This is a genomic window from Paenibacillus sp. FSL M8-0228 (genome assembly GCF_038007385.1).
Classification (GTDB): Bacteria; Bacillota; Bacilli; order Paenibacillales; family Paenibacillaceae; genus Paenibacillus; species Paenibacillus polymyxa_D.
In genome coordinates this window covers 2828754-2848920 of sequence record NZ_JBBOXA010000001.1, presented here as the reverse complement: position 1 = coordinate 2848920, position 20167 = coordinate 2828754, and the positions used below count along the sequence as shown (strand labels likewise).

Genomic DNA, 20167 nt, shown 5'->3' with positions numbered 1-20167 from the left:
CCCTTCCAATCACAAATAGTATTTTTATCTTAATCAAGTCACATCATACAATTACTCTTTTACCGATCCTACAACAATTCCAGTCACAAAATATTTTTGAAGCAGCGGATAAATGAGCAGTAGCGGGATGACAGCGACTACGATTTTTGCCGCATTTAGATTTTTGTTTGAAATTTCAGTCAGGTTGCTGAGTTGTGCTGAGTTGGTGCCGGATTGAAGAAGTTCGGCAATATTCACGTTAAGGGACTGAATATAAGTCATTAGCGGATAATTGCTGACTTGGGTCATATAGATCAAACCGCTAAAGAAATCATTCCACGTTCCCACGATACTGAATAGTGCTACCGTCGCCAGCGCAGGGATGGACACGGGAACATACACTTTGAACAGGACCTGGAGCGGATTCGCCCCATCGATGAATGCTGCTTCTTCTAGCGCCTTAGGTACAGCAGAGAAGAAGTTCATGACAAGGATGACACTGAATATAGGGACAGCTCCCGGTAGAACAAGCGACCAAATTGTATTAAGCATATCGAGGTTTTTGATCAGTAGATAACTCGGGATCATCCCGCCGCTGAACAGCATGGCAAAAATCATGACATTCATATAAATGTTTCTGCCACTAAATTCCCTTTTCGACTTGGAGAGCGGGTATGCCATTAAAATAATAAGAATCATGTTGAGAATAAGTGTAAGCACAACACGTAGAACAGATATGCCAAAGGAACGCCAGAACTGAGCATCATCGATAATTTTCGTATACGCTGCTGTTGTAAAATTGACCGGTACGAGACCTACAGCATTAGCTGACACGGCCTCGCTGCTGCTGAATGAAATCGCAACGATATTCCATAACGGAAGAAGGCAGATCAATGCCAGAAATATGACGATGGCATTGATGACAAACCGGCCAATTCGATCTTTTAGGCTTACAGAATATGACATAGGCTTTGCCTCCTTAGAATATTTTCCGGTCGGTGTATTTCTTGGCCAAATGGTTGGCGGACAATAGCAAAACAATACCGATCACTGACTTGAACAGGCCAACAGCCGTACCGAAGCTATACTGTCGCCCAACGAGTCCAATCCGATATACATAAGTATCCAGAATATCTCCCGACTCATAGACAACCGGATTATACAGATTATAAATTTGATCGAAGCCGGCACTCAAAATATTGGTCAGACTCATCACTCCCATGAGCAGGATAATAGGCAGCATACCTGGCAATGTAATATGCCATACTTTTCTCCACCAGCTGGCTCCATCCATTCCTGCCGCTTCATACAGACCCGGATCAATCGAAGTAATTGCAGCCAAATAGACGATGGAACTGTAACCGAACTCCTTCCACACGTCTGTCCCAATAATCAGCGGCTGGAACCAGGTGTTGCTGCCGAGAAAATTAATATTCTCCAGACCGAAAAAAGCCAAAATTTGATTCACAATTCCATCCAAACTGAACATGTTAACAACCACGGATGCTAGAACTACCCAGGATAAAAAGTGTGGCAAATAAACAATTGTCTGTACGGATTTTTTAACGAATTTGATGCGGATCTCATTTAACAAGATGGAAAAAATGATAGCCATCATTGTTCCCAATAGAATCTTGGCAATGGCAATCACCAACGTATTACTAAAAACCTGTGCGATGTCCGGCAGCTTAAACATATAAATAAAATGCTTCAGCCCTACAAATTTGGAGCCAAACATCCCCTTGGCTGGTATATAATCCTGAAACGCCGTAATGACACCGACCATCGGAACATAGCTGAATACCAGTAAAAATAAAATCCCCGGAAGCATCATCAAATGATACATGGCACCCGTGCCCAACCGACCTTTTGCTCTATCATTTCCCTGTTTCATGGATGGACCCCTTTCCTGAAGAAAGGCTGCTTATCGCAGCCCTTCTAGCAGTTCATGATTGTTTATTTTTCGGATGCAGCTTCGTCTTCAATTTCCTGAATTACCTGGTCACCACCTTGTTTCTTCCAATTGCTAACGAAAGTATCGAAGTAATCCAGAGATTCTGCACCAGTCACGATTTTGATGAAAGATTCTTGCTCCATCTTGGTCAGATTAGCCCATGTCTGTTTCATGCTTGGTGTAGTGCCAGAGAAGGCGGGTGTCATCCAAACGAATTTGTTTTCCCGTGTCAGTTTGTCGATGAGTCCCACTCCGTTGATACGCGAGTGATATTTCGCCCAGGCTGTTACGTTATCCGTATCCATATCGCTCAAGTAGGTTTGAATACTTTTAATATTGTTCTTTGATTCTGTCGTCCGGACCTGATCCAAACTAATCTCCCCTTTAATCCCGCGAACAATGTCAGAGTAATCATCCAGCAGCGAGGTAGCCGAGTTGACTTCAATATTAAAAGGTCTGGTAGAACCGTCTACGCCGTTCTCTTGATACTTGGCGGCTTCTGGCATAGATGTTTCCACATTTTTATCATTTGCCAATTTATCGTAGAAAAGGTTTACTATTTTAACGGCGAGTTCCGGGTGTTCATATCCTTTTCTCACAACGATAAACTGATTGGCTGGATTGGCGTGTGCCACGTTTACCTTTCCGTCTGCATCCTCCAAAGTGTAAGCCGTGAATTTCGCATTCTTATCCATCTGCTTCACGCTGCTGAGACCCCAGTCAGGAATATGCCATGGTCCAAAAGCAATGCCGCTTTGACCGTTGGTGTACAGTGCCGTAATATCATCAAATGTGCGTGTTCCAAATTGCGGGTCGATGAGGCCTCTCTTGAACCAATCTGCCATGACGCCTAACATCTGCTTGGTTTCCTTAGTTGTCGAGCCATAAACAATGCTGCCGTCCTTCCCCTTCAACCAGTATTGAGGGAATGCACCCTTGGTGGAGGCAACTCCGAGCATGGTATAGGCAGAACCATTATAGTCACTTGTATTCAGGGTGTTCACAAAGGGAATACCTACCGGTTTCCCGGATTGGCCAGGATCTCTTTTCAAGAATTCCTCGGCCGTTTTCTCCACATCATCCAGTTTGATGGCCCCGTCTCCGTCTGCGTCAAGTTGGATTCCCAGTAGATCCAGCCAATCCTGACGAACCCAGACCATGGTTGGCGCGGAATCTAGGGAAGTAGCCGGAAGTCCCATTAAACGTCCATCTATCGTCGCACTGTCCAATGCACGGCCCTCATAAGAGTCGTATATGTTCTTGATGTTATCTGTGGCATACTGCTTGTAAATTTCCGTCATATCTTCAATCAGATCATTATCAACCAGTTCTTTGAGTTCATCCTTGGAATCAACACGCATCATGTCAGGCAGTTCTCCAGAGGCGATGGCGAGAGAAACCTGACGGCTGTAATCTTCTCCGTTGGCTTCAAATTGGTCTTTAATCTTAGCGTTAAACGTTTCTTTGACCAGCCGAGTATACGCGTTGTTCTCATACGTATCTCCAGCCGGCAGTTTCGGGTTGGCTGTAGTCACACGCCCCATCGTTACGGTTATTTCGTCTTTATAGGCACTGAATGGGTCTCCCGGTGTTGCCTCATACTTGCCCGCTTCCTCCGCAGTGGGAGGGTTGGAAGAGCCCCCACAGGCTGCAAGGGTTGAAATCACCAGGGCAGACATCGACAGCGCAGCCAGACGTCTCGTCAACAATTTGCTTTTTATGAACCATTTAGTTCTCATCACATTCGATTCCCCTTCGTTCTGAATATTTCTCTATCATTGTTGTTTGCGCTTTCATTATAAAGCTCGGAGAAGACAAATCGAGATAGGGATTGAACGTCTGTTTGGATAGAGAAATGTATGCGGTTTCATTCGGGATCAAAAAGCCAAAGTTGGCTTGTAAGCATTTATCCTACCTACCGACATACATTTGTCTATCCTTACTTACTAATCAAAGTGAAGAACAAAAAAAACCGGCAGCTCCTGAAATAGGAATCGTCGGCTTGATTAATGGAATTATAAAAGTGTCTTATAGAATTTATCGTATCACATTCATGATGGTCTTCAGCGATGGTTATGGAGTGCAGTCACCTCCACAGTCACTTGATCGCCCCCTTGTTCCTTCCATTCCTCGACAAATTGATCAAATGAATCGGTCGGTTCAGCGCCTAAAATAATTTTTAAAAATGTATCATGTTCCAGTTTTGATAGTTCACCCCAAGTCTTCTCCATCGTTGGAGTTCGTATATAGGTAAGGCTTCGAACTTTATGGATGTTTGGATCGAAAAAATTTCTTCCGCCTACTAGAAGCGAATAACCCCGCATAAAGCTGTTGCTGTGTTCATTCCAATAGGAAATACCATATTGATCATAAGGCTTCAATTTGGTTTGTTTTATTGTCGAAACCAAATTTTCCAGCAATTTGTATTCAGACTTGTCCTTGAAATCGGCGGGTGTTTTGGTTCCCATCAGAATATCCTGCGCAGCCTTTGATTCAAATCGTGCTTCATCTGCCGGAGCTAAGAAATTGCGGCCCAGCATAAAACGCGTACCGTACTTGAACTCATCACGAAGGTACAGATTGTTAATTTTTATGATCGCTTCGGGATGAGCATATCCTTTTCGTACCACCAAGAATGAACTTGACGGATTATCCACCTTTACATGGTATGCACCGTTTGCATCCAGTGGGAGTGCGTATGCTTGCCAGTTCGCCTCCGGCTCGTTCTGCCAAGCGCTCGGAAGGGGCCAGTACCCAGCATAGAAACCTTGAAAGAACATCCCCGCCTGACCGTTAATAACTGTTTCTTCCGCTTCTTTGCGGAGACCCAGTTCTGGATCGAGAAGGCCTTTGGCGTACATTTCACGCAGTTTGACCAAGGCGTCCTTCGTTTCCGGTAGAACCGAACCGTATACAGGTTTTCCATCTTTGCTCAGCCAATATCCCGGAAAAGATCCATATGCTGCGAAGATTGGCGTTAGATCAAAAGAAAAAGCACTGTTGTTGAAATCGTTATACAGTCCAGTGCTTGAAGCAAGGCCAATCGTATCCCGCTTACTGTCTCCATCTGGGTCATTCTCCACAAAGGCCTTGGCGATAGCTTCCAGATCATCTACCGTTTTCGGCGGCTTCAGTCCAAGACGGTCCAGCCAATCCTGTCGAATCCAGAGCATGCTGAAGTCTTCCGCTGTCACAGAAGGAACAGCCATTATCTTGCCAGCGAAGGTCACTTGTTCCATAGCCAATCCGTTTGTGCTATCAATAATTTTTTTTATTTCCGGTGATGCGCTGCTATTGTATGCCTCGGTTAGATCTTCAATTTCACCAGCCTTGATCATCTCGTTCAGCTGCAGCTGATTTACAATCATGGCATCCGGCAGATCATTGCTGGCGATAGCCAGGTCGATTTTCTGACTCAGATTTTCCTTCGATACCTGCCATAATACCTGGACATCAATGTTAAGGTTTTGTTTAATCACCGTTTTCCATATATTCTTCTCAAGTGTTTCTCCTCCAGAGAGATCCGCGCCTGTTGGGTCTACCGCATATCCCAGTCGGATGGAAACGGGATGTTCATATTTCCCAAATGGATCGGCAGCGGCAGTGTCCGAGATTGTTTTCGTTGGTCCCATTGGCGATTCCCGGAAGTATGGTTTGCTGAAATATACGGTCACTGCAATTAAGCTGACGACAAGAACACATGCAGCCATCTTCTTAATCATCGCTTTCCCCTCTTTCGCCCGGTTTATTGGTCATCTGGGAGAGTACGCTATTTATCCCCTCTGCCGAGGTGTCGATATTCGCTTGGTAGCAGACCTGTCAATTCGCGAAAAATTCGGCTGAAATATTTTTCATCCGTATAACCCACTCGCTCCGCAATCCAGAAAATCGTGTTGTTTGTATTCAATAAATACTCTTTAGACTTCTCTATTCGTATAAATCGGGAGTACTCATTAAAGGTTTTCCCCATCAGATCCTTGAAGCATTGACTGAAATAGCTTCGGCTGATGTTCAGTTGCTGGGACAGACCTGAAGCTGTAAAAGCTTGGTCCAAATCATTGTGCATGATCATAATCGCTTTTTTCACGGCGTCTACAATTTCCTGTGAATACGAAGTCTGTTCATCTGACTTACGAATGCCCTCAGAGGTCTGCTTGATCCACTCTTCTACCTCGTACCAGGATTGAAAAGAATGGATCATTGAGATTCTACCCAGCGTAGTCTGGGCAAAAAGGTGATTCCATTCCATAACTATAGAGTATAGCAATCCCATCAGCTGGCCTTTATGCAGTCTTAGTGATTTGAGCTGTTCAATCAGTTGGTTGTAGTAACTATCGTTGTGGGTCCATGGTGATAGGAACCAACTTTGCTTAATACGATCCATGTCTTCATCCTTCGGTTCTATTGGAAAAGAGTCCTCCACATCCATCGAAACGGCAATGACAGGATCATAAGGGTTGTATGCATAGAATAAGGACGTTTCTGTATAATTCATAATCCAGTTTTGGATTTGCGACCATGTTCGGTCTTGTACATCGGATATAACCAGCAAGGCGCCTTGGGGAACTTGATTCAGGGATTCCTTCAGTTTATGGAACAGCTGATCCTCTACGTCCATGGGTGCCGTCCACATCCAACAGTTCCGTTCAACCTCCCATCGGATCTCGTCTACATTGGATGTCAGTTCAATCGGCCAGCTCTGTCCTGACTTGCGATCCAGTGAAACAAGTGCATACACATGGCGATAATGGACATTGGTCTCACTTAGCAGAGGCAGCTTTCGTCTTGTATTCGCCAGTTCGTCAATCCGAGCATGTATTCGATGCAGCACGTGTTCGAATTGCTCCTTCTCGAGCTGAACTTTGGCTATATAGTCGATGGCTCCAAGTCTGAGCGCTTCTTGGATATAATCGAAATCTTGATGCAGTGTTAATACGACAATATGTAGTTCTGGATAGAGCTGCCTTGCAGCTCGCATCAGTTCAATACCTGACATCACCGGCATCGCGAGATCGGTCAACATCAGATCGACCGGTTGGGCTTTCAGAAAATCCAGTGCTTTCAACCCGTTACTTGCTTCTCCTACAACCTCCATATTGAACTCGTTCCACGGCATCGCAGAGCTTATTCCTTTTCGTACTAATTTATCGTCATCCACTATCAATACCTTAATCATCCTCAGACATCTTCTCCTTTGATAGGAAGTATGAGCAGTATACTTGTCCCTGTACCCAATTCACTTTCGATCACCAGTTGTGCTTGATCTCCGTACTGTGCCCTCAACATGCGGTGGACATAATTGAGTCCAATGCCCATCCCTACTTTTTTATGTTCAGTTATACGATTATTCAGAAGTCTTTGAATCGCTTCCTCGGTCATGCCTGCTCCATTATCCTGTATTAAAATATTCAGCGTTTTAGCAAGTGTAACTTCAATTTGAATAAAACCTTCGTCACTCAGTCCATGATAAAGTGAATTTTCAACCAACGGTTGCAAAATAAAACGAGGCACAGGTATTTGAAGCACTTGATCATCCGCTGAAATACGTACGTCAAATTCAAAGTCATATCGAATTTGCTGCAGGATTAGGTACTGTCTTAGCGCATCAATTTCCTCTTCCATCGTGGATACTTGCCCTAATTTACCCAAATTGTAATACAACAGCTTGTTTAAGGATTGCACCAACTTGTCAATCTCCCCTTGTCCGTTCATGACGGCCAGCCAGTGCACAGTATCCAGCGTATTCATCAGAAAGTGAGGATTGATCTGATATAACAATTTTTCCACTTCCAAATCTGCACGAATCTTCTCTTTCTGCTGCACTTCCTTGAACAGGTCGCCGATTTGATGCTGCATATTTGAGAATTCCCCCAATAGAAAATCAAACTCGGGAATTTGAGTGCGGGTCTGGCTGCCTGCCTTTTGTGGATTCTGAGACATTCCGTTAATTTCCGAATGGAACAGACCTAATGGTTTGTAAACCATCTTCCACAGAAGCCAAGCCAGAAATACGGTAAAGCCGAGAAAGAATAAAGCGACCAGTAATATTTGAAGCAACCACTGGTTTTTCTCCTGTTGATACTTAGCCTGCGAAATTACCGATATGACGCTCCAGTTCTGAGTGGAGTCCTCCTTAAACCAATGGTAATCACGGGATATTCCATCTTTTGCAGTACCTTTCGATATGCTGGAAAAATTCTCTCCGACCTTCATCGCTTCTGGAATTTCACTGTAAACAATGTTGCCCTCACCATTCAGGATTAAATGCGATAAAGCTCCTTTGTATTGATTGTAACCCAGTATATCCTGTGTAAGACGAAAGCCGGATTCGATGTAAATATATACATCGTCCCTTTGAGGCAGCTGTACCTTTCGCATAGCAGATAAAACAAGCTGATCATCAAATCGGTTCATACTCATATGGGGACCATAGTACGCAATGCCATATGATTTGGAAAGCACAGGCAAAGACTCGGGAGAAAAACGATCTTTGATGGGAAAGTTAGCGAACTGTGTAGTGCCTTCTTTCTGGAAATAGTATAAGGTCAGACCTATATTCGGATTAGTAAACGTTACGACATTTAACTCATTCTTTAATTCATCTCTAGCCTCAATCAATTCAAATATATTGGAGGAAGGCTTCAAGACTTCATCCAGTTTTTTGCCTAATGTACCACTATAGGATAATTGCTGAGTAACATGATTCAGGTTGGTAATTGAATTTTCCAGTGATGAAGTTACCTGCTGTAGATTGCTCCTAATTCCATCATTGATTTTATTCGCAAAAATGGAATCAATGGTATAGTAAGAAATTGCAAATATACTGATAAAGGGAATAAATGCGCTGAGAAAAAACAATAAAAAGATTCTTTTTTTAAGTGTCATTCCGACCCATTCTCCTTAGGTAAATGAAAGAGCAAGCCCCAGGTTATGAGCTTGCTGTTTATGAATAACAGCTCTATCAATTATCGTCTTCCTCATAGGCAGCGACCTATTTGAAAATTGGCGACATCTTAATCCGATTCAGATTGAAAAAATCAGGATACCTCCATCTCGGTGAGGTCCAATTCTGTTCATAATTATAGATTGATATTCAAATATGTCAAACGCTTTCATGGAATTCATAGAACTTATTCTCTCTTCCTCTTTGCATACATCGACTTGCCGTTTTTAATTGCTTATTGTAGTTGAATTTTTAGCATGTAAAAAAGACTCACTCCGTCTTCAACAAGTGGAATAAGCCTTCTAAGCTTTCAATAACATTTTCTACTCCTAATTCTTACAAATGTTGTTGTTGATCAGGATTGGATGCCAAAGCAACAAATAATTTCTCTCCTTCACTCAGCACTTGTAGAAATTGTTCTCTGGCCAAATTGGGAGCAAACACCAGTAACTCGGCCTAACAATTCATATTTTTCCTTCTTACTAACGTTTAACTGTAAACCTCTTGTTCCAGCACCCGATTTACAGCCTTGATAAAGGCAAGATAACCACCATCGGTATCGTGCCGATGAGGAAGAGCCAAAAGCATTGTCTCTTCAACCTGGTTATCGTCTAACTCATAGCTGTTTGTCAGGATTTCTCTGATCTCATCGACGGGTGTACCGAGAGCAAACTTCTGAGCTGCTTTATAGATATCATAGTTCTCATAGATATCCTTCCGTGTCAACTTCTGCAAATCGATAAAATCATATATTTTTTTAACGAAATACAGCACCGCCAGCACAATTGAGATCAGACCCGCAATTGTTAAAATTTCATTCATTCCCCATACCTCTTTCCCTTTCCACTCAGTTGACAGCTTAGCCGATGAAACAGACGAACATGGGAGTGCCCATCTCACATGCCAAACCTCCTTATCCTCTCTACTTCCGAATTCAGCGTAACATTTTCACCATTAGTTTAGGATTAGGGTTTTCATATAGGTATAAAGATCACCTTAAGATTTAGATGACAGATGAAAAATAAAGAGACCATGCTCCAAAAGAGCATGATCTCTAATTACATCATTATAATATGATTACCTAGCCATCATCTCCAACCTGAAGCATACGATAACCAACTCCGATATGTGTTTGAATAAACTTAGTTTGTGATGATGTTTTTTCTATTTTTTTTCTCAGCGTTGCCATAAACACACGCAGGGCAGGAATGTCATAGCTGTGGCTGCCCCAGATTTCATGCAGAATAAAATTATGGGTCAGTACTTTGCCTACATGTTTTGCCAGCAGGCAAAGCAGTTTATATTCGCTTGGGGTCAGGTGAATTTCTTCTTCACCAATCCATACGCATCCTGCTGCATAATCAATTCTCAAATTTCCATTAATAAAGCTGGAAGCATCCTTCAGGAGCTTATCACTGTCATTTCGAATTCTTCGTAAACTGACTCGAAGTCTGGCCAGCAGTTCTTCTACACTGAAGGGCTTTGTTAGATAATCGTCCGCTCCAGCATCCAGCGCATCTATTTTATCCCGATCTTCGCTGCGTGCGCTGACCACGATAATAGGCATATTCGACCATGCACGAAGCTTTTTTATGATATCTACACCGTCCATATCCGGCAGCCCCAAATCCAGAATCATTAGGTCCGGCTGCTTGGATACTGCTTCTAAAATCGATGCTTCCCCTGTTTCAGCCGTATGGTATTTATAACCCTGTGTCTCCAGGGTTGTCGTAATCAGCTTGCGGATGGGTTTATCGTCCTCCACAACAAGGATAAAAGGTTTATTCATGAACATTCACTTCCTCAGCTTGCAGGGTAAAATAAAAAATCGTCCCTTTAGGGACATTGTCCTTAACACCAATAGTACCTCCATGAGCATTCACAATTGATTTGCACAGAGAAAGCCCCAGCCCTAATCCACGGCGTCCGTCCCCATGAATGTTGTCTGCCGTATAAAACATCTCAAACAGTCTGACCTTGACTTCTTCTGAAGAAATACCGGGGCCATCATCTGAGATTTCTACAACGACTATATGTCTTTCGTGTCTTGCGGAAATCGTGATGTGAGAGCCATCTTGGGTATACTTGATTGCATTATCAATCATATTGATCAATACCTGAACAATAAGTCGGGAGTCCATTCGAGCCATCATCAATTCATCATCCAATTCCGTCTGAATGACATGCTTCACACTGTTGCGATTCACATGAAGCAGAGCCTCCGAAATGACTTCCTCCATTAATTCTGCCTGAAAATTAAGATTTAGAGTACCACCTTCGATTCGACTAATGGACAGCAAATTTTCTACTAAATTGATCAGCCACATGGAATCGTCATATATATCCGTATATAGACCTTTTTTTTGTTCCTCGTTTAGTACCTCTGAGTTTCCAAGAAGAATCCCCGCATTGCCTGAGATGCTGGTAAGAGGAGTGCGTAAATCATGAGAAATGGACCGAAGCAGACTGGCACGGAGTTGCTCCTGCTGGATTTGCATGGAGATCTCTTGTTGTCTTTCGTTCAGTTTTTCTTTCTCCAGCGCCAGCGCGCATTCTCCCAGCATGGCAAGCATTAGGCTATTTTCAAAAACTTCTAAAGGTTCTTCCTCATCCATTACAATAGCTGCCACCGCAAGAACCTGATCTCCTCCACGCACCGCATGATATAGACACTTAGCGCCAAAAAAAGTATCCGTCGTAGCTCCTGCACGCTTGTTGTTTTTATATACCCACTCTGCAACTGCACGTTCGTTGCCTCCTGTGTAGACCCCTGGATCAACTGCAGATTCTTTCTTTGGAAAAAACTGCGGCGCCGACAGTTCCCCTTGGTCAACTGAATAGAAAATGACCATTCTGTCCAACAACTTCACCATTTGATGCGCCATTTCATTAATAATAGCCGGAGAGTCTTTGGCCTGTTGCAATTTCCGGCTTGTTTCCAGAAGCACCTCGGTACGGTAAGCTTTTTGCGCGGACTGCCGAGCCTGCTCTCTAACTCGCATAGTTAGTGTACTCGTCATGAAAGAAGCAGCCAGCATGACCAGAAAGGTGACCGGATAGCCTGAATCATAAGCCTGTAAAGAATAATAAGGCTCGGTAAAGAAATAATTAAACACAAGTACACTCATAACCGAAGAAATGGCGCTATACATTCTGCCCTTGGTCACAATTGCATTTAACAAAACCCCTAGAATGTACACGGTGATAATGTTAGCTTCTCGGAATTCCAAATACTTAAACCACAAGCCAATAATTGTGCACACAGTCAAGATAACAATGGTCTTGATAGTATCTGCCAACGACAGCATTGGGTATTTTTCGTAAAAAGGCAATCTTTTATATAAGGAGGACTGAGTATAGGGGATAATATAGATTTCAATATTAGGAAGCAAGGCCGTTAGTTTATCCATTACATTGGATTTTGCAAGCCCTCTTCTCTTGTAAGGGGAGCGTCCTAGGACAATTTTCGATACATGGCTTGTTTTGACATATTCGGAAATCTGTCCTGGAATATCGTCTCCATACATCGTTGCGATTTGTGCACCCATTTGCTCAGCCAGCCTAAGGTTTTCCCTTAACTCCGCTTTATTTTTTGATGTCAATTCTCTCGCTTCTGGTGTTTCCACAAACAACGCGGTGAAATGACCATGAAAAGCTGCCGCCATTCTTGCTGCTGTTCGGATCACTTTCTTATTGGAAGCAGCCGAAGACAGGCAGACCAGAATATGTTCTTTCGTATCAGATTCATTTGTTATCGCCTGCTCACTGATTTGCTCCGCAATTCGGTTTAACTGACTTGCTCTATTACGCAAAGCAATTTCACGTAGAGCCGTCAGCTTCTCCTTGGTAAATAAATGAGCCTGTGTATTCTCCTCCTCAGGATAAATCTTTCCCCTATTCAAACGTCCTATTAAATCATCCGGTTCAATATCGACTAATTCCACCTGATCAGCACTGTCAAATACACTGTCCGGTATGCGTTCGTCAACGGAAATGCCAGTAATGGAGTAAACAATATCCGTTAGGCTTTCGAGCTGTTGAACATTCATCGTCGTATATACATGAATTCCTTCGCGAAGAAGCTCCTCCACATCTTGATATCTTTTTTTATGTCGGCATCCTGCCGCGTTGGTATGGGCCAAATCGTCCAATAATATAAGGTCAGGGCTTCTCTGGAGCGCTTGGTCCAGATCAAATTCCTTAGTTGAGGATTCTTTATTTGAAATTTTGATGTAAGGAAGAAGTTCAAGTCCTTCCAACAGCGCCGCAGTGTATGGCCGGGCATAATGTTCAATATATCCAACTACGATATCTATACCCTCTTTTTGCTCTTCGTGGGCGTCGCTAAGCATCGCACAGGTCTTCCCAACACCTGGTGCATATCCAACATAAACCTTCAATCTTCCTCTTCTTTTCCTTACCGGCAAGTCAGTAATTTGATCAAATATGGACTCGGCATCGTTCTGTTTTGCTGCCATCCTGTGCCCACCCTCTATTATATATCTCTCAATCCTTAGTATATCATGGGCAAAATCAGTACCGTATTACGAATTTGCCTACAGCATTAAGATTGTATTAAGATCCGTTCTTATGTAATAACATCCTTAAAGAAGCCTCAAAATCCTGATTCTATACTAGCTTTCTCAGTGGAAGGATAGCAGCAAAATAATATAAAAAACTTTCTAAAGCTGGCTAAGTGCGAACTTAAATAAGTTTCAGTTTTTTTGAAAAGCCTATACAACAAAAAAAGCCGCCAAAATAGCGACTTTTAATAGGACTATGTTCTTGTCCCTCGACAAATGCTGATCTGAACCGCCAAGCTCAATATTGCATTGCAAAACGACCGAGCCGCAACCTTGCATTAGCGGGTAAAAGAATTCATGCAATGAGATAGGTTTCCCAAAAGCCATTCATACAAGCCGCTCCCCTGGACCTCCCGACCCAGCTGTATTTTCTTTCTTGGAAGTCAACATCTTCTCGCTTGGGCTTTGTGCTTTGGCGAAAGTATAGCTATTGTTCGTTTTCCCTATAGCGTTGCTAGCTGTCACTTCCAGCGTATAGCGGGCACCGGGCAGATCACCCGTGCCTATCGTTAGTTTGTGGTCGGTAGTAAAAAACCGCCGTTCAGTCTCTAAGTACCACTGTCGACATCGGTGTAATTGAGCGTGATTTCCTGACTATCCCCTTGGAATGTTCCTTCCGGTTTATCGATCGTAACCGTCGGTTTTGTCCCATCGGGATTTTGCGGAGTAATCCGTCCTTCCTTGATCCATCTCTCGCCACTTACGGCATATCCAGGCATTTGCGATCCGGGTATCTGATTTCCATTTGAGTTGAATATGACCTTCGCCTGCGTCCAGTCCGGGGCTCTATACACATACCAGCCGTTGCCTTCATTCTGCATGGCCACGCCCGGCCAAGCTGAGCCTTCCCTGAGCGGAGTCACGGAATCATCGTAGTAGTAGATGTTCGGTACTCCCCAGCCGGAAGGCTTGTAGAAATGAACGGTCATGCCCGAGCTCGGTTCCTCCTTCGTATATCTGAACATCTTCTCTGTTTGACCAGACAAATTCGCGGCGACTATTTTCAGAACAAACGTCGATCCGATTGGAGTTCCAGCGCCAATGCTGACCATATCTCCCGAACTGAACGGAGTCACCGGCCCCCCGTTCAAAGTGTACGTTGCCGAGTCTGCATTGGAATAGTTCATTCTCACGTTAACAGAATCTGTGAAAAAGGCTCCTTCCCCAGGATCGACGGATACTGACGGAGTTTGTTGCGCTGCGCTATACAGTACGGCGATCCTGCCTCCGTCCAGATGGCCGGTAATTCTGCCGTTCGACACCGTAAACGATCCACCGCCATTGGCCTTGTTCTGGTAAACGCCGTCCTCCAGTCTGGTAGGGGAGTTGATTTGAGCATTGCCTCCAAGATTCACAATCGTCATGCCTTTGGTACCGCGTTCAACCTGCATAATTTGATTCCCTTGCGTCCTAATGTATTCGTCTTGACCTACCATGGCATTGTGGAACTTGTTAATGGCAACGACGTCCGGGTCCTTCCAGAGCGTATTCCCCGCATCGCCGAGCCGATTCGCAAATTTCCCACCTCCTGTCGGTCTGTTGAAGAACAGAGAGGTCGTCTCCGCCCGGGAGGCGATGATTGCCCAGCCCATTTTGATTTGCCAATCGTTCAACCCCGTCGATTCGCTGTTGTCGTTGGCATAAGTGTCATGCGATTCGACCCAGGTAACTAATTTGGAGGGGCTTACATTATTAGCGTTAAAAGATTTGGCCGCATCAACATTGATGCCACCGTGATAACCAACGGCGCTTCTGACACTGTCCCCATAGCTGGAGGCGGCCAAGCTGAGGTAATTGGCATAGCCGGCAAAGTTGTCAGCTCCACCTTGAAGCACTTCTCCGTAATTAAACAGTCTATCTTTATTGTTTAACGAACCCAGTACCCGGGGCCAGAAGTTGGAGCCCCCCGGATCGTTGGGCAACTCAATATGCTTGGCGGCGTCGAATCTGAAGCCGTCGGCGCCCAAGGAAATGGCGTCATTCAGGAAGCCGATAATGATATCTTGCAATTCCTGGTTAGACGTGTTGAGGTCGGGCAGACCAATTCCCCACTGTGTGACTTGCCAACGGTCATTCCAGTTTTCCACACCTCTGGCCTCATGCCAGAAATAGCTGTTATTCTTGATTGCCGAATCAACATTATGCGCCGGCTGATACTGCTGATTTCCACCGCCCGCATTCCCCGTATGATTGGCGACAACATCAACAATGATACTTATGCCGTATTTATCCGCTTCCTGGCAAAGCTGTCTGAAATCATCCCTGCTTCCCAATTGAGAGTTGCCGATTTTAAAGTTGATGGGCTGGTACAAAATCCACCACTTGCTGCCTTCTGTCAACCCTTCCTTGCTGGCTTGGATTGGCGAAGTTTGCACCGCTTTAAATCCCGCCTGAGCCAGTTCCGGAAGGTTCCTGGTGATGTTGTCAAAAGACCAGTTCCACGCATGAAAAATAAGACCATCCTTCGTTCTTTCCGGGAGTTCGTAGTTTGCGACAGCCGATAGCTTCGCATCCGAACCTCCTAACTGCCGAACATCGGCATTCGCCTGTGCTTCGGGAGTAAAGCCATTCGTTTGCAACAACAATACGACAAAGAGAACGATACTCCAGGTACGCCTCAAGATGGGGCTTGTCTTCCTCCTCATACTAAACTCTCCTTTTAAATTTTATTTTACAACCAACCTCTCTTGAGAGATTAGGAGTAAATAAAAGAGGGCAAAACAACATGTATACGCTTCCAAAAAGGGCAATCGTTTGCACATAATTGAGCTCAACGACATGATTTCATTTATTTGACAATTTGTCAATGCTTATATTAAAGATAAATTTCCAACGGCCTTTTTTCCCCCTCATTATTATTCACTGTGCCTTCAAGACTTTTTGGACGTTGACTTCAATTACGAACTGGTTTTCTTAGATTTGAATAATGTCCCTGCAATTGCATTGACTAGTAAAAGTATGGTTGATATAATCATAAAAGGAAAAATCATTGGCATAGTGCCCTGTGGATGTTTTTTTCATATTTTCTTTTGTAAGCGCGTACAATGATTTATTTCCCTACATACCATGGAGGAGGCGATCAATGAATCTATTTTATCCAAATAAATGCCTTTCTTTTTTTTACTTTTAATGCAACCGGTTGCAAAATCCATTCCACTAAATATTATCAGGAGGTTGTTAACTTGCTAAGAAAAAAAACTGGGAGTTTTATTTCTTGGTTGATTATTTTATCGCTTTGCTTCAACTTCTTCGGCTTACCCGGCGTAGCTTCGAGTAACAACGATTATACAGCCACCTACACGAATTCCACAGCGACTGCTCTTCCATCGACAACCGCTTCGATCACGTCTACCGTTACCGCAACGTATACACCTACCACAACAACTAAATCAACTCAAACTGGGTTAACGGTTCACTTTAAGAAACCTTCAAGCTGGAATTCAGCGATTCGAATCCATTACTGGAACCTGAATCCGGCAAGCGTTCCGATAAGCGGGGCGTGGCCGGGAATCCTGATGAAGTCGGATGGAAATGACTGGTACAGCTACACCATTGCCGATGCCACAGGCTCAAGCCTCATTTTCAATGACAGTAGCGGCAAACAAACGGCCGACTTGTCCCGCAGTGTGAAAGAGGGCTGGTATTACACAGATAACACATGGTATGATGTCAGCCCGGAAATGCCTAAAATTCCGGCGATTTCCGCCTCTCCTGTACCCAAAACATATGATTCGTCCCAAACGGTGACGCTTTCCAGCACCAACAGTGATGATAAGATTTACTATACGATAGATGGTTCGACACCTACGACATCCTCGACCTTGTATACCTCTCCAATCCAAGTTGCTTCCTCTTTGACCATTAAGGCCTTCGGTATCAACTCAATCGGGCAAACTGGAAATGCATCCTCTTTTGATTATGTAATTGACCTGAATGCAGATCTGCAAGCTCCGACAATCACAGCGAATTTGCCTGCCGGGCATTCTGATTCCTCGGTGACTGTATCCTTTAACCTGAAAGATAACAAGGCGGCAACGACCAAGGCATACTATACGGAGGATGGTACAGAACCAACCACAAGCTCAAAAGTCTATATTCTCGGCAACGCGCTGACCGGATTGACTGGACCGTCTATTCTTATCTCCAAGACTACGACATTAAAATTTCTCGTTATAGACGGCGCTGGTAATCAAACCAAGCAGAGCTTTGTTTATAATATTGGAAATAAGAAGGATTTTCGGGAAGACACCATCTATTTCGTGATTACTTCTCGGTTCTATGACGGTGATCCGAGCAACAACGTGCACGCATGGGATGATGGAAAGGCGCGCAATCCAGATTCGGACCCGGCTTGGAGAGGAGACTTTAAGGGGCTGATTCAAAAGCTCGATTATATCAAAGCCCTCGGATTCAGCGCCATCTGGATTACACCTGTTGTGCAAAATGCCAGCGGTTATGATTACCATGGTTACCATGCTTTAAATTTTGCCAAAGTAGACCCACGGTATGAATCGGCGGGAGCTTCTTATCAGGATTTGATCAATGCAGCCCATGCCAAAGGGCTGAAGGTTATTCAGGACATCGTCGTCAATCATACGGGTAATTTCGGTGAAGAGAATCTGTACCCCATGTTCAAGAAAGATCCGGCTAAACCGGATACTGCTAACAACTTGGTGAAAACTACGGATAAGCTGCCACCAAACTATGATACTATGACACCCGATCAGCAGTATCAGGCAAGGCTCGCCTTAATGAAGAACGAGGGAACGAACAATAACATTTACCATACAGAGAAAAGTCTTTCCTGGGAATCCTATACGGTTCAGACTGGTCAGATAGCGGGAGATTGCGTGGATTTGAACACGGAAAACCCTGCAGTTAACAAATATTTAATTGATACCTACAATCACTATATTGACATGGGTGTTGACGCTTTCCGTGTCGATACGGTGAAGCATGTGAGCCGGTATATTTTCAATAAATACTATATTCCTGCCTGGAAAACAAGAGGCGGCTCGGATTTCTATATTTTTGGAGAAGTAGCCACACGTTACAGAGATGTTTGGAACAGTGGAATTCCGGCGATCTCGACGCCATTCTATACTTGGAAAAGCTCGAAATCGTATCCAGGCGATGGAAAGAATGACTACGCCTCCAATAAAGCGTCAGTTGAACAAGAGTGGACGGACAACTCTACTACAGCAGGACAGCCAACCTCGAACAATGCTCTCTTAAACGGAAATACCTATCATACGCCTGACTATTCGATGAAATCGGGCATGGATGTGATTGATTTTCCAATGCATTGGGCATTCAAGACCGCGCATGAAGCATTCAATATGAGAAGTGGCGACCAATACTATAATGATGCTACGTGGAATGTAACCTATGTCGACTCGCATGACTATGCTCCTGACCAGGCTCCGGAAAATCAAAGATTCGCGGGCACACAGGACACTTGGGCTGAGAATCTCGATCTGATGTTCACCTTCCGCGGAATACCCGCTATCTTCTACGGCTCCGAAATCGAGTTTCAAAAAGGGGCAACTATTGATACAGGTCCAAACGCACCGCTAAGCAAAACGGGACGAGCATATTTCGGCGATCACGTGGAAGGCAATGTTACGGTACAAGATTACGGCAAATACACAAATGCTACTGGCACGCTTGCGGAATCGCTCAACCATCCTCTGGCGAAACATATCAGACAGCTTAATTTAATCAGAAGAGCTGTTCCCGCCTTGCAAAAAGGCCAGTATTCCACAGAGAATGTGTCGGGCAATCTGGCGTTTAAGAGAAGATATACCGACAGTGCCAAAGGCATTGACAGCTTTGCATTGGTCACGATTTCAGGAAACGCCACGTTTACCGGAATTCCGAACGGAACCTATGTGGATGCGGTGACCGGTGATTCCAAAACCGTTACTGATGGCAAGATTACCCTGACATGCTCCGGCAAAGGAAATGCAAGGGTATATGTATTGAATGGTAGAGGTGGAATTGGAGAAACGGGAACCTATCTGAAGTAAACGGTAGTATGTCTTAGATAACTGAAGCAACCTCAGTTCGGTATTGCACTGTGCTAAGGTTGCTTCCAATTAAAAAGTATATCTAAGAGAGAGAGTCAGGATATTGCTCTGAACTAAATTTTTAACGGATGGGAGTGAACCAAGATGCCCCAACGACAGCTTCTATGTGCGTAAATTCTTCCGTATATTTAATGACCAACAACCATCAAGTATTAGCGGTTATCCCGCCCCTAGAACTGATAAAGCGTGAGCACGTACCCTGCTCTCTTGTCCATTCCGTTGTTGTTTATCCCCCCTGCATTGCTCCCCGAAGGATAGAGGCTATCAGACGCTTAATGAATGAAAAAAATGATTTAGATGGTCGGCAAACAATTTAGGATTTTCCATAGCGGCGAAATGACCGCCTTTATTCGCTTTCTCCCAGTACGTAATATTATAGACGTGTTCTACCCAGCTTCGGGGAGGCGTGGGCAGCTCCTTGGGAAATAAGGAAACCCCTGTTGGAACAGTAACGCGCTGACCTTCGGTGAAATGCAGTTTATTATTCACGCGATCCCGAGACCAACGACTGTTGGATAACAGCTTTGGTGTACGTACATGGTATAGAATTCGCGCAGGTCAGTGTTATGGAACTGGATCGTAAATTTACAGATATTGATTTTGAACTGAGTGCAATTTC

General features: G+C 44.1%; 11 protein-coding genes and 1 pseudogene. 1 reads left to right on the top strand and 11 read right to left on the bottom strand.

The window, feature by feature from the left end:
• Positions 1-51: 51 nt before the first annotated feature.
• The 11 genes and pseudogenes from MKY98_RS12700 to MKY98_RS12650 form a co-directional block, all read right to left on the bottom strand.
• Complete coding sequence (locus MKY98_RS12700; RefSeq protein WP_069011464.1) at positions 52-945, bottom strand: carbohydrate ABC transporter permease; 894 nt, start codon at positions 943-945, stop codon at positions 52-54.
• A gap of 13 nt (positions 946-958) precedes the next feature.
• Entirely contained in the window at positions 959-1873 is a 915-nt protein-coding gene (locus MKY98_RS12695; RefSeq protein ID WP_029515318.1) for an ABC transporter permease, read from the bottom strand.
• A gap of 62 nt (positions 1874-1935) precedes the next feature.
• Positions 1936-3672: a sugar ABC transporter substrate-binding protein gene (locus MKY98_RS12690; protein WP_069011465.1), complete on the bottom strand. Its 1737-nt coding sequence runs from the start codon at positions 3670-3672 to the stop codon at positions 1936-1938.
• A gap of 324 nt (positions 3673-3996) precedes the next feature.
• Positions 3997-5655 (bottom strand): extracellular solute-binding protein, encoded by a 1659-nt coding sequence (locus tag MKY98_RS12685; RefSeq protein WP_245231644.1) that lies wholly within the window; start codon positions 5653-5655, stop codon positions 3997-3999.
• Between the two features lie 47 nt (positions 5656-5702).
• Positions 5703-7109 carry a response regulator transcription factor gene (locus MKY98_RS12680; protein ID WP_069011466.1) on the bottom strand — a complete coding sequence of 469 codons (1407 nt, stop codon included), beginning with the start codon at positions 7107-7109 and terminating at the stop codon, positions 5703-5705.
• Between the two features lie 2 nt (positions 7110-7111).
• On the bottom strand, positions 7112-8818 hold the full coding sequence (locus MKY98_RS12675; RefSeq protein ID WP_069011467.1) for a sensor histidine kinase: 1707 nt from the start codon (positions 8816-8818) through the stop codon (positions 7112-7114).
• Between the two features lie 547 nt (positions 8819-9365).
• The gene (locus tag MKY98_RS12670) at positions 9366-9698 is read right to left on the bottom strand and encodes a hypothetical protein (protein ID WP_069011477.1); all 333 of its coding nucleotides are present in this window, start codon (positions 9696-9698) and stop codon (positions 9366-9368) included.
• A gap of 259 nt (positions 9699-9957) precedes the next feature.
• Positions 9958-10665 (bottom strand): response regulator, encoded by a 708-nt coding sequence (locus MKY98_RS12665; protein WP_029515325.1) that lies wholly within the window; start codon positions 10663-10665, stop codon positions 9958-9960.
• Complete coding sequence (locus MKY98_RS12660; protein WP_069011468.1) at positions 10658-13354, bottom strand: sensor histidine kinase; 2697 nt, start codon at positions 13352-13354, stop codon at positions 10658-10660. Before MKY98_RS12660 ends, MKY98_RS12665 begins: the two co-directional genes overlap by 8 nt.
• 315 nt (positions 13355-13669) lie before the next feature.
• Positions 13670-13786 (bottom strand): annotated as a pseudogene (locus tag MKY98_RS12655) (hypothetical protein); the annotation flags it as partial.
• 221 nt (positions 13787-14007) lie between these two features.
• The gene (locus MKY98_RS12650) at positions 14008-16104 is read right to left on the bottom strand and encodes a starch-binding protein (RefSeq protein ID WP_081317572.1); all 2097 of its coding nucleotides are present in this window, start codon (positions 16102-16104) and stop codon (positions 14008-14010) included.
• A gap of 537 nt (positions 16105-16641) precedes the next feature.
• On the opposite strand from MKY98_RS12650, the gene MKY98_RS12645 reads away from it, so the two are divergent.
• Entirely contained in the window at positions 16642-19488 is a 2847-nt protein-coding gene (locus MKY98_RS12645) for an alpha-amylase family glycosyl hydrolase (RefSeq protein ID WP_069011470.1), read from the top strand.
• Positions 19489-20167: the final 679 nt, after the last annotated feature.

What these genes read in the sequence shown, in the direction of transcription:
- MKY98_RS12685 (WP_245231644.1), bottom strand. Translation starts at nt 5,655, where the DNA reads ATGATTAAGAAGATGGCTGCATGTGTTCTTGTCGTCAGCTTAATTGCA.
- MKY98_RS12675 (WP_069011467.1), bottom strand. Translation starts at nt 8,818, where the DNA reads ATGACACTTAAAAAAAGAATCTTTTTATTGTTTTTTCTCAGCGCATTT.
- MKY98_RS12680 (WP_069011466.1), bottom strand. Translation starts at nt 7,109, where the DNA reads ATGATTAAGGTATTGATAGTGGATGACGATAAATTAGTACGAAAAGGA.
- MKY98_RS12660 (WP_069011468.1), bottom strand. Translation starts at nt 13,354, where the DNA reads ATGGCAGCAAAACAGAACGATGCCGAGTCCATATTTGATCAAATTACT.
- MKY98_RS12695 (WP_029515318.1), bottom strand. Translation starts at nt 1,873, where the DNA reads ATGAAACAGGGAAATGATAGAGCAAAAGGTCGGTTGGGCACGGGTGCC.
- MKY98_RS12650 (WP_081317572.1), bottom strand. Translation starts at nt 16,104, where the DNA reads ATGAGGAGGAAGACAAGCCCCATCTTGAGGCGTACCTGGAGTATCGTT.
- MKY98_RS12690 (WP_069011465.1), bottom strand. Translation starts at nt 3,672, where the DNA reads ATGAGAACTAAATGGTTCATAAAAAGCAAATTGTTGACGAGACGTCTG.
- MKY98_RS12670 (WP_069011477.1), bottom strand. Translation starts at nt 9,698, where the DNA reads ATGAATGAAATTTTAACAATTGCGGGTCTGATCTCAATTGTGCTGGCG.
- MKY98_RS12700 (WP_069011464.1), bottom strand. Translation starts at nt 945, where the DNA reads ATGTCATATTCTGTAAGCCTAAAAGATCGAATTGGCCGGTTTGTCATC.
- MKY98_RS12665 (WP_029515325.1), bottom strand. Translation starts at nt 10,665, where the DNA reads ATGAATAAACCTTTTATCCTTGTTGTGGAGGACGATAAACCCATCCGC.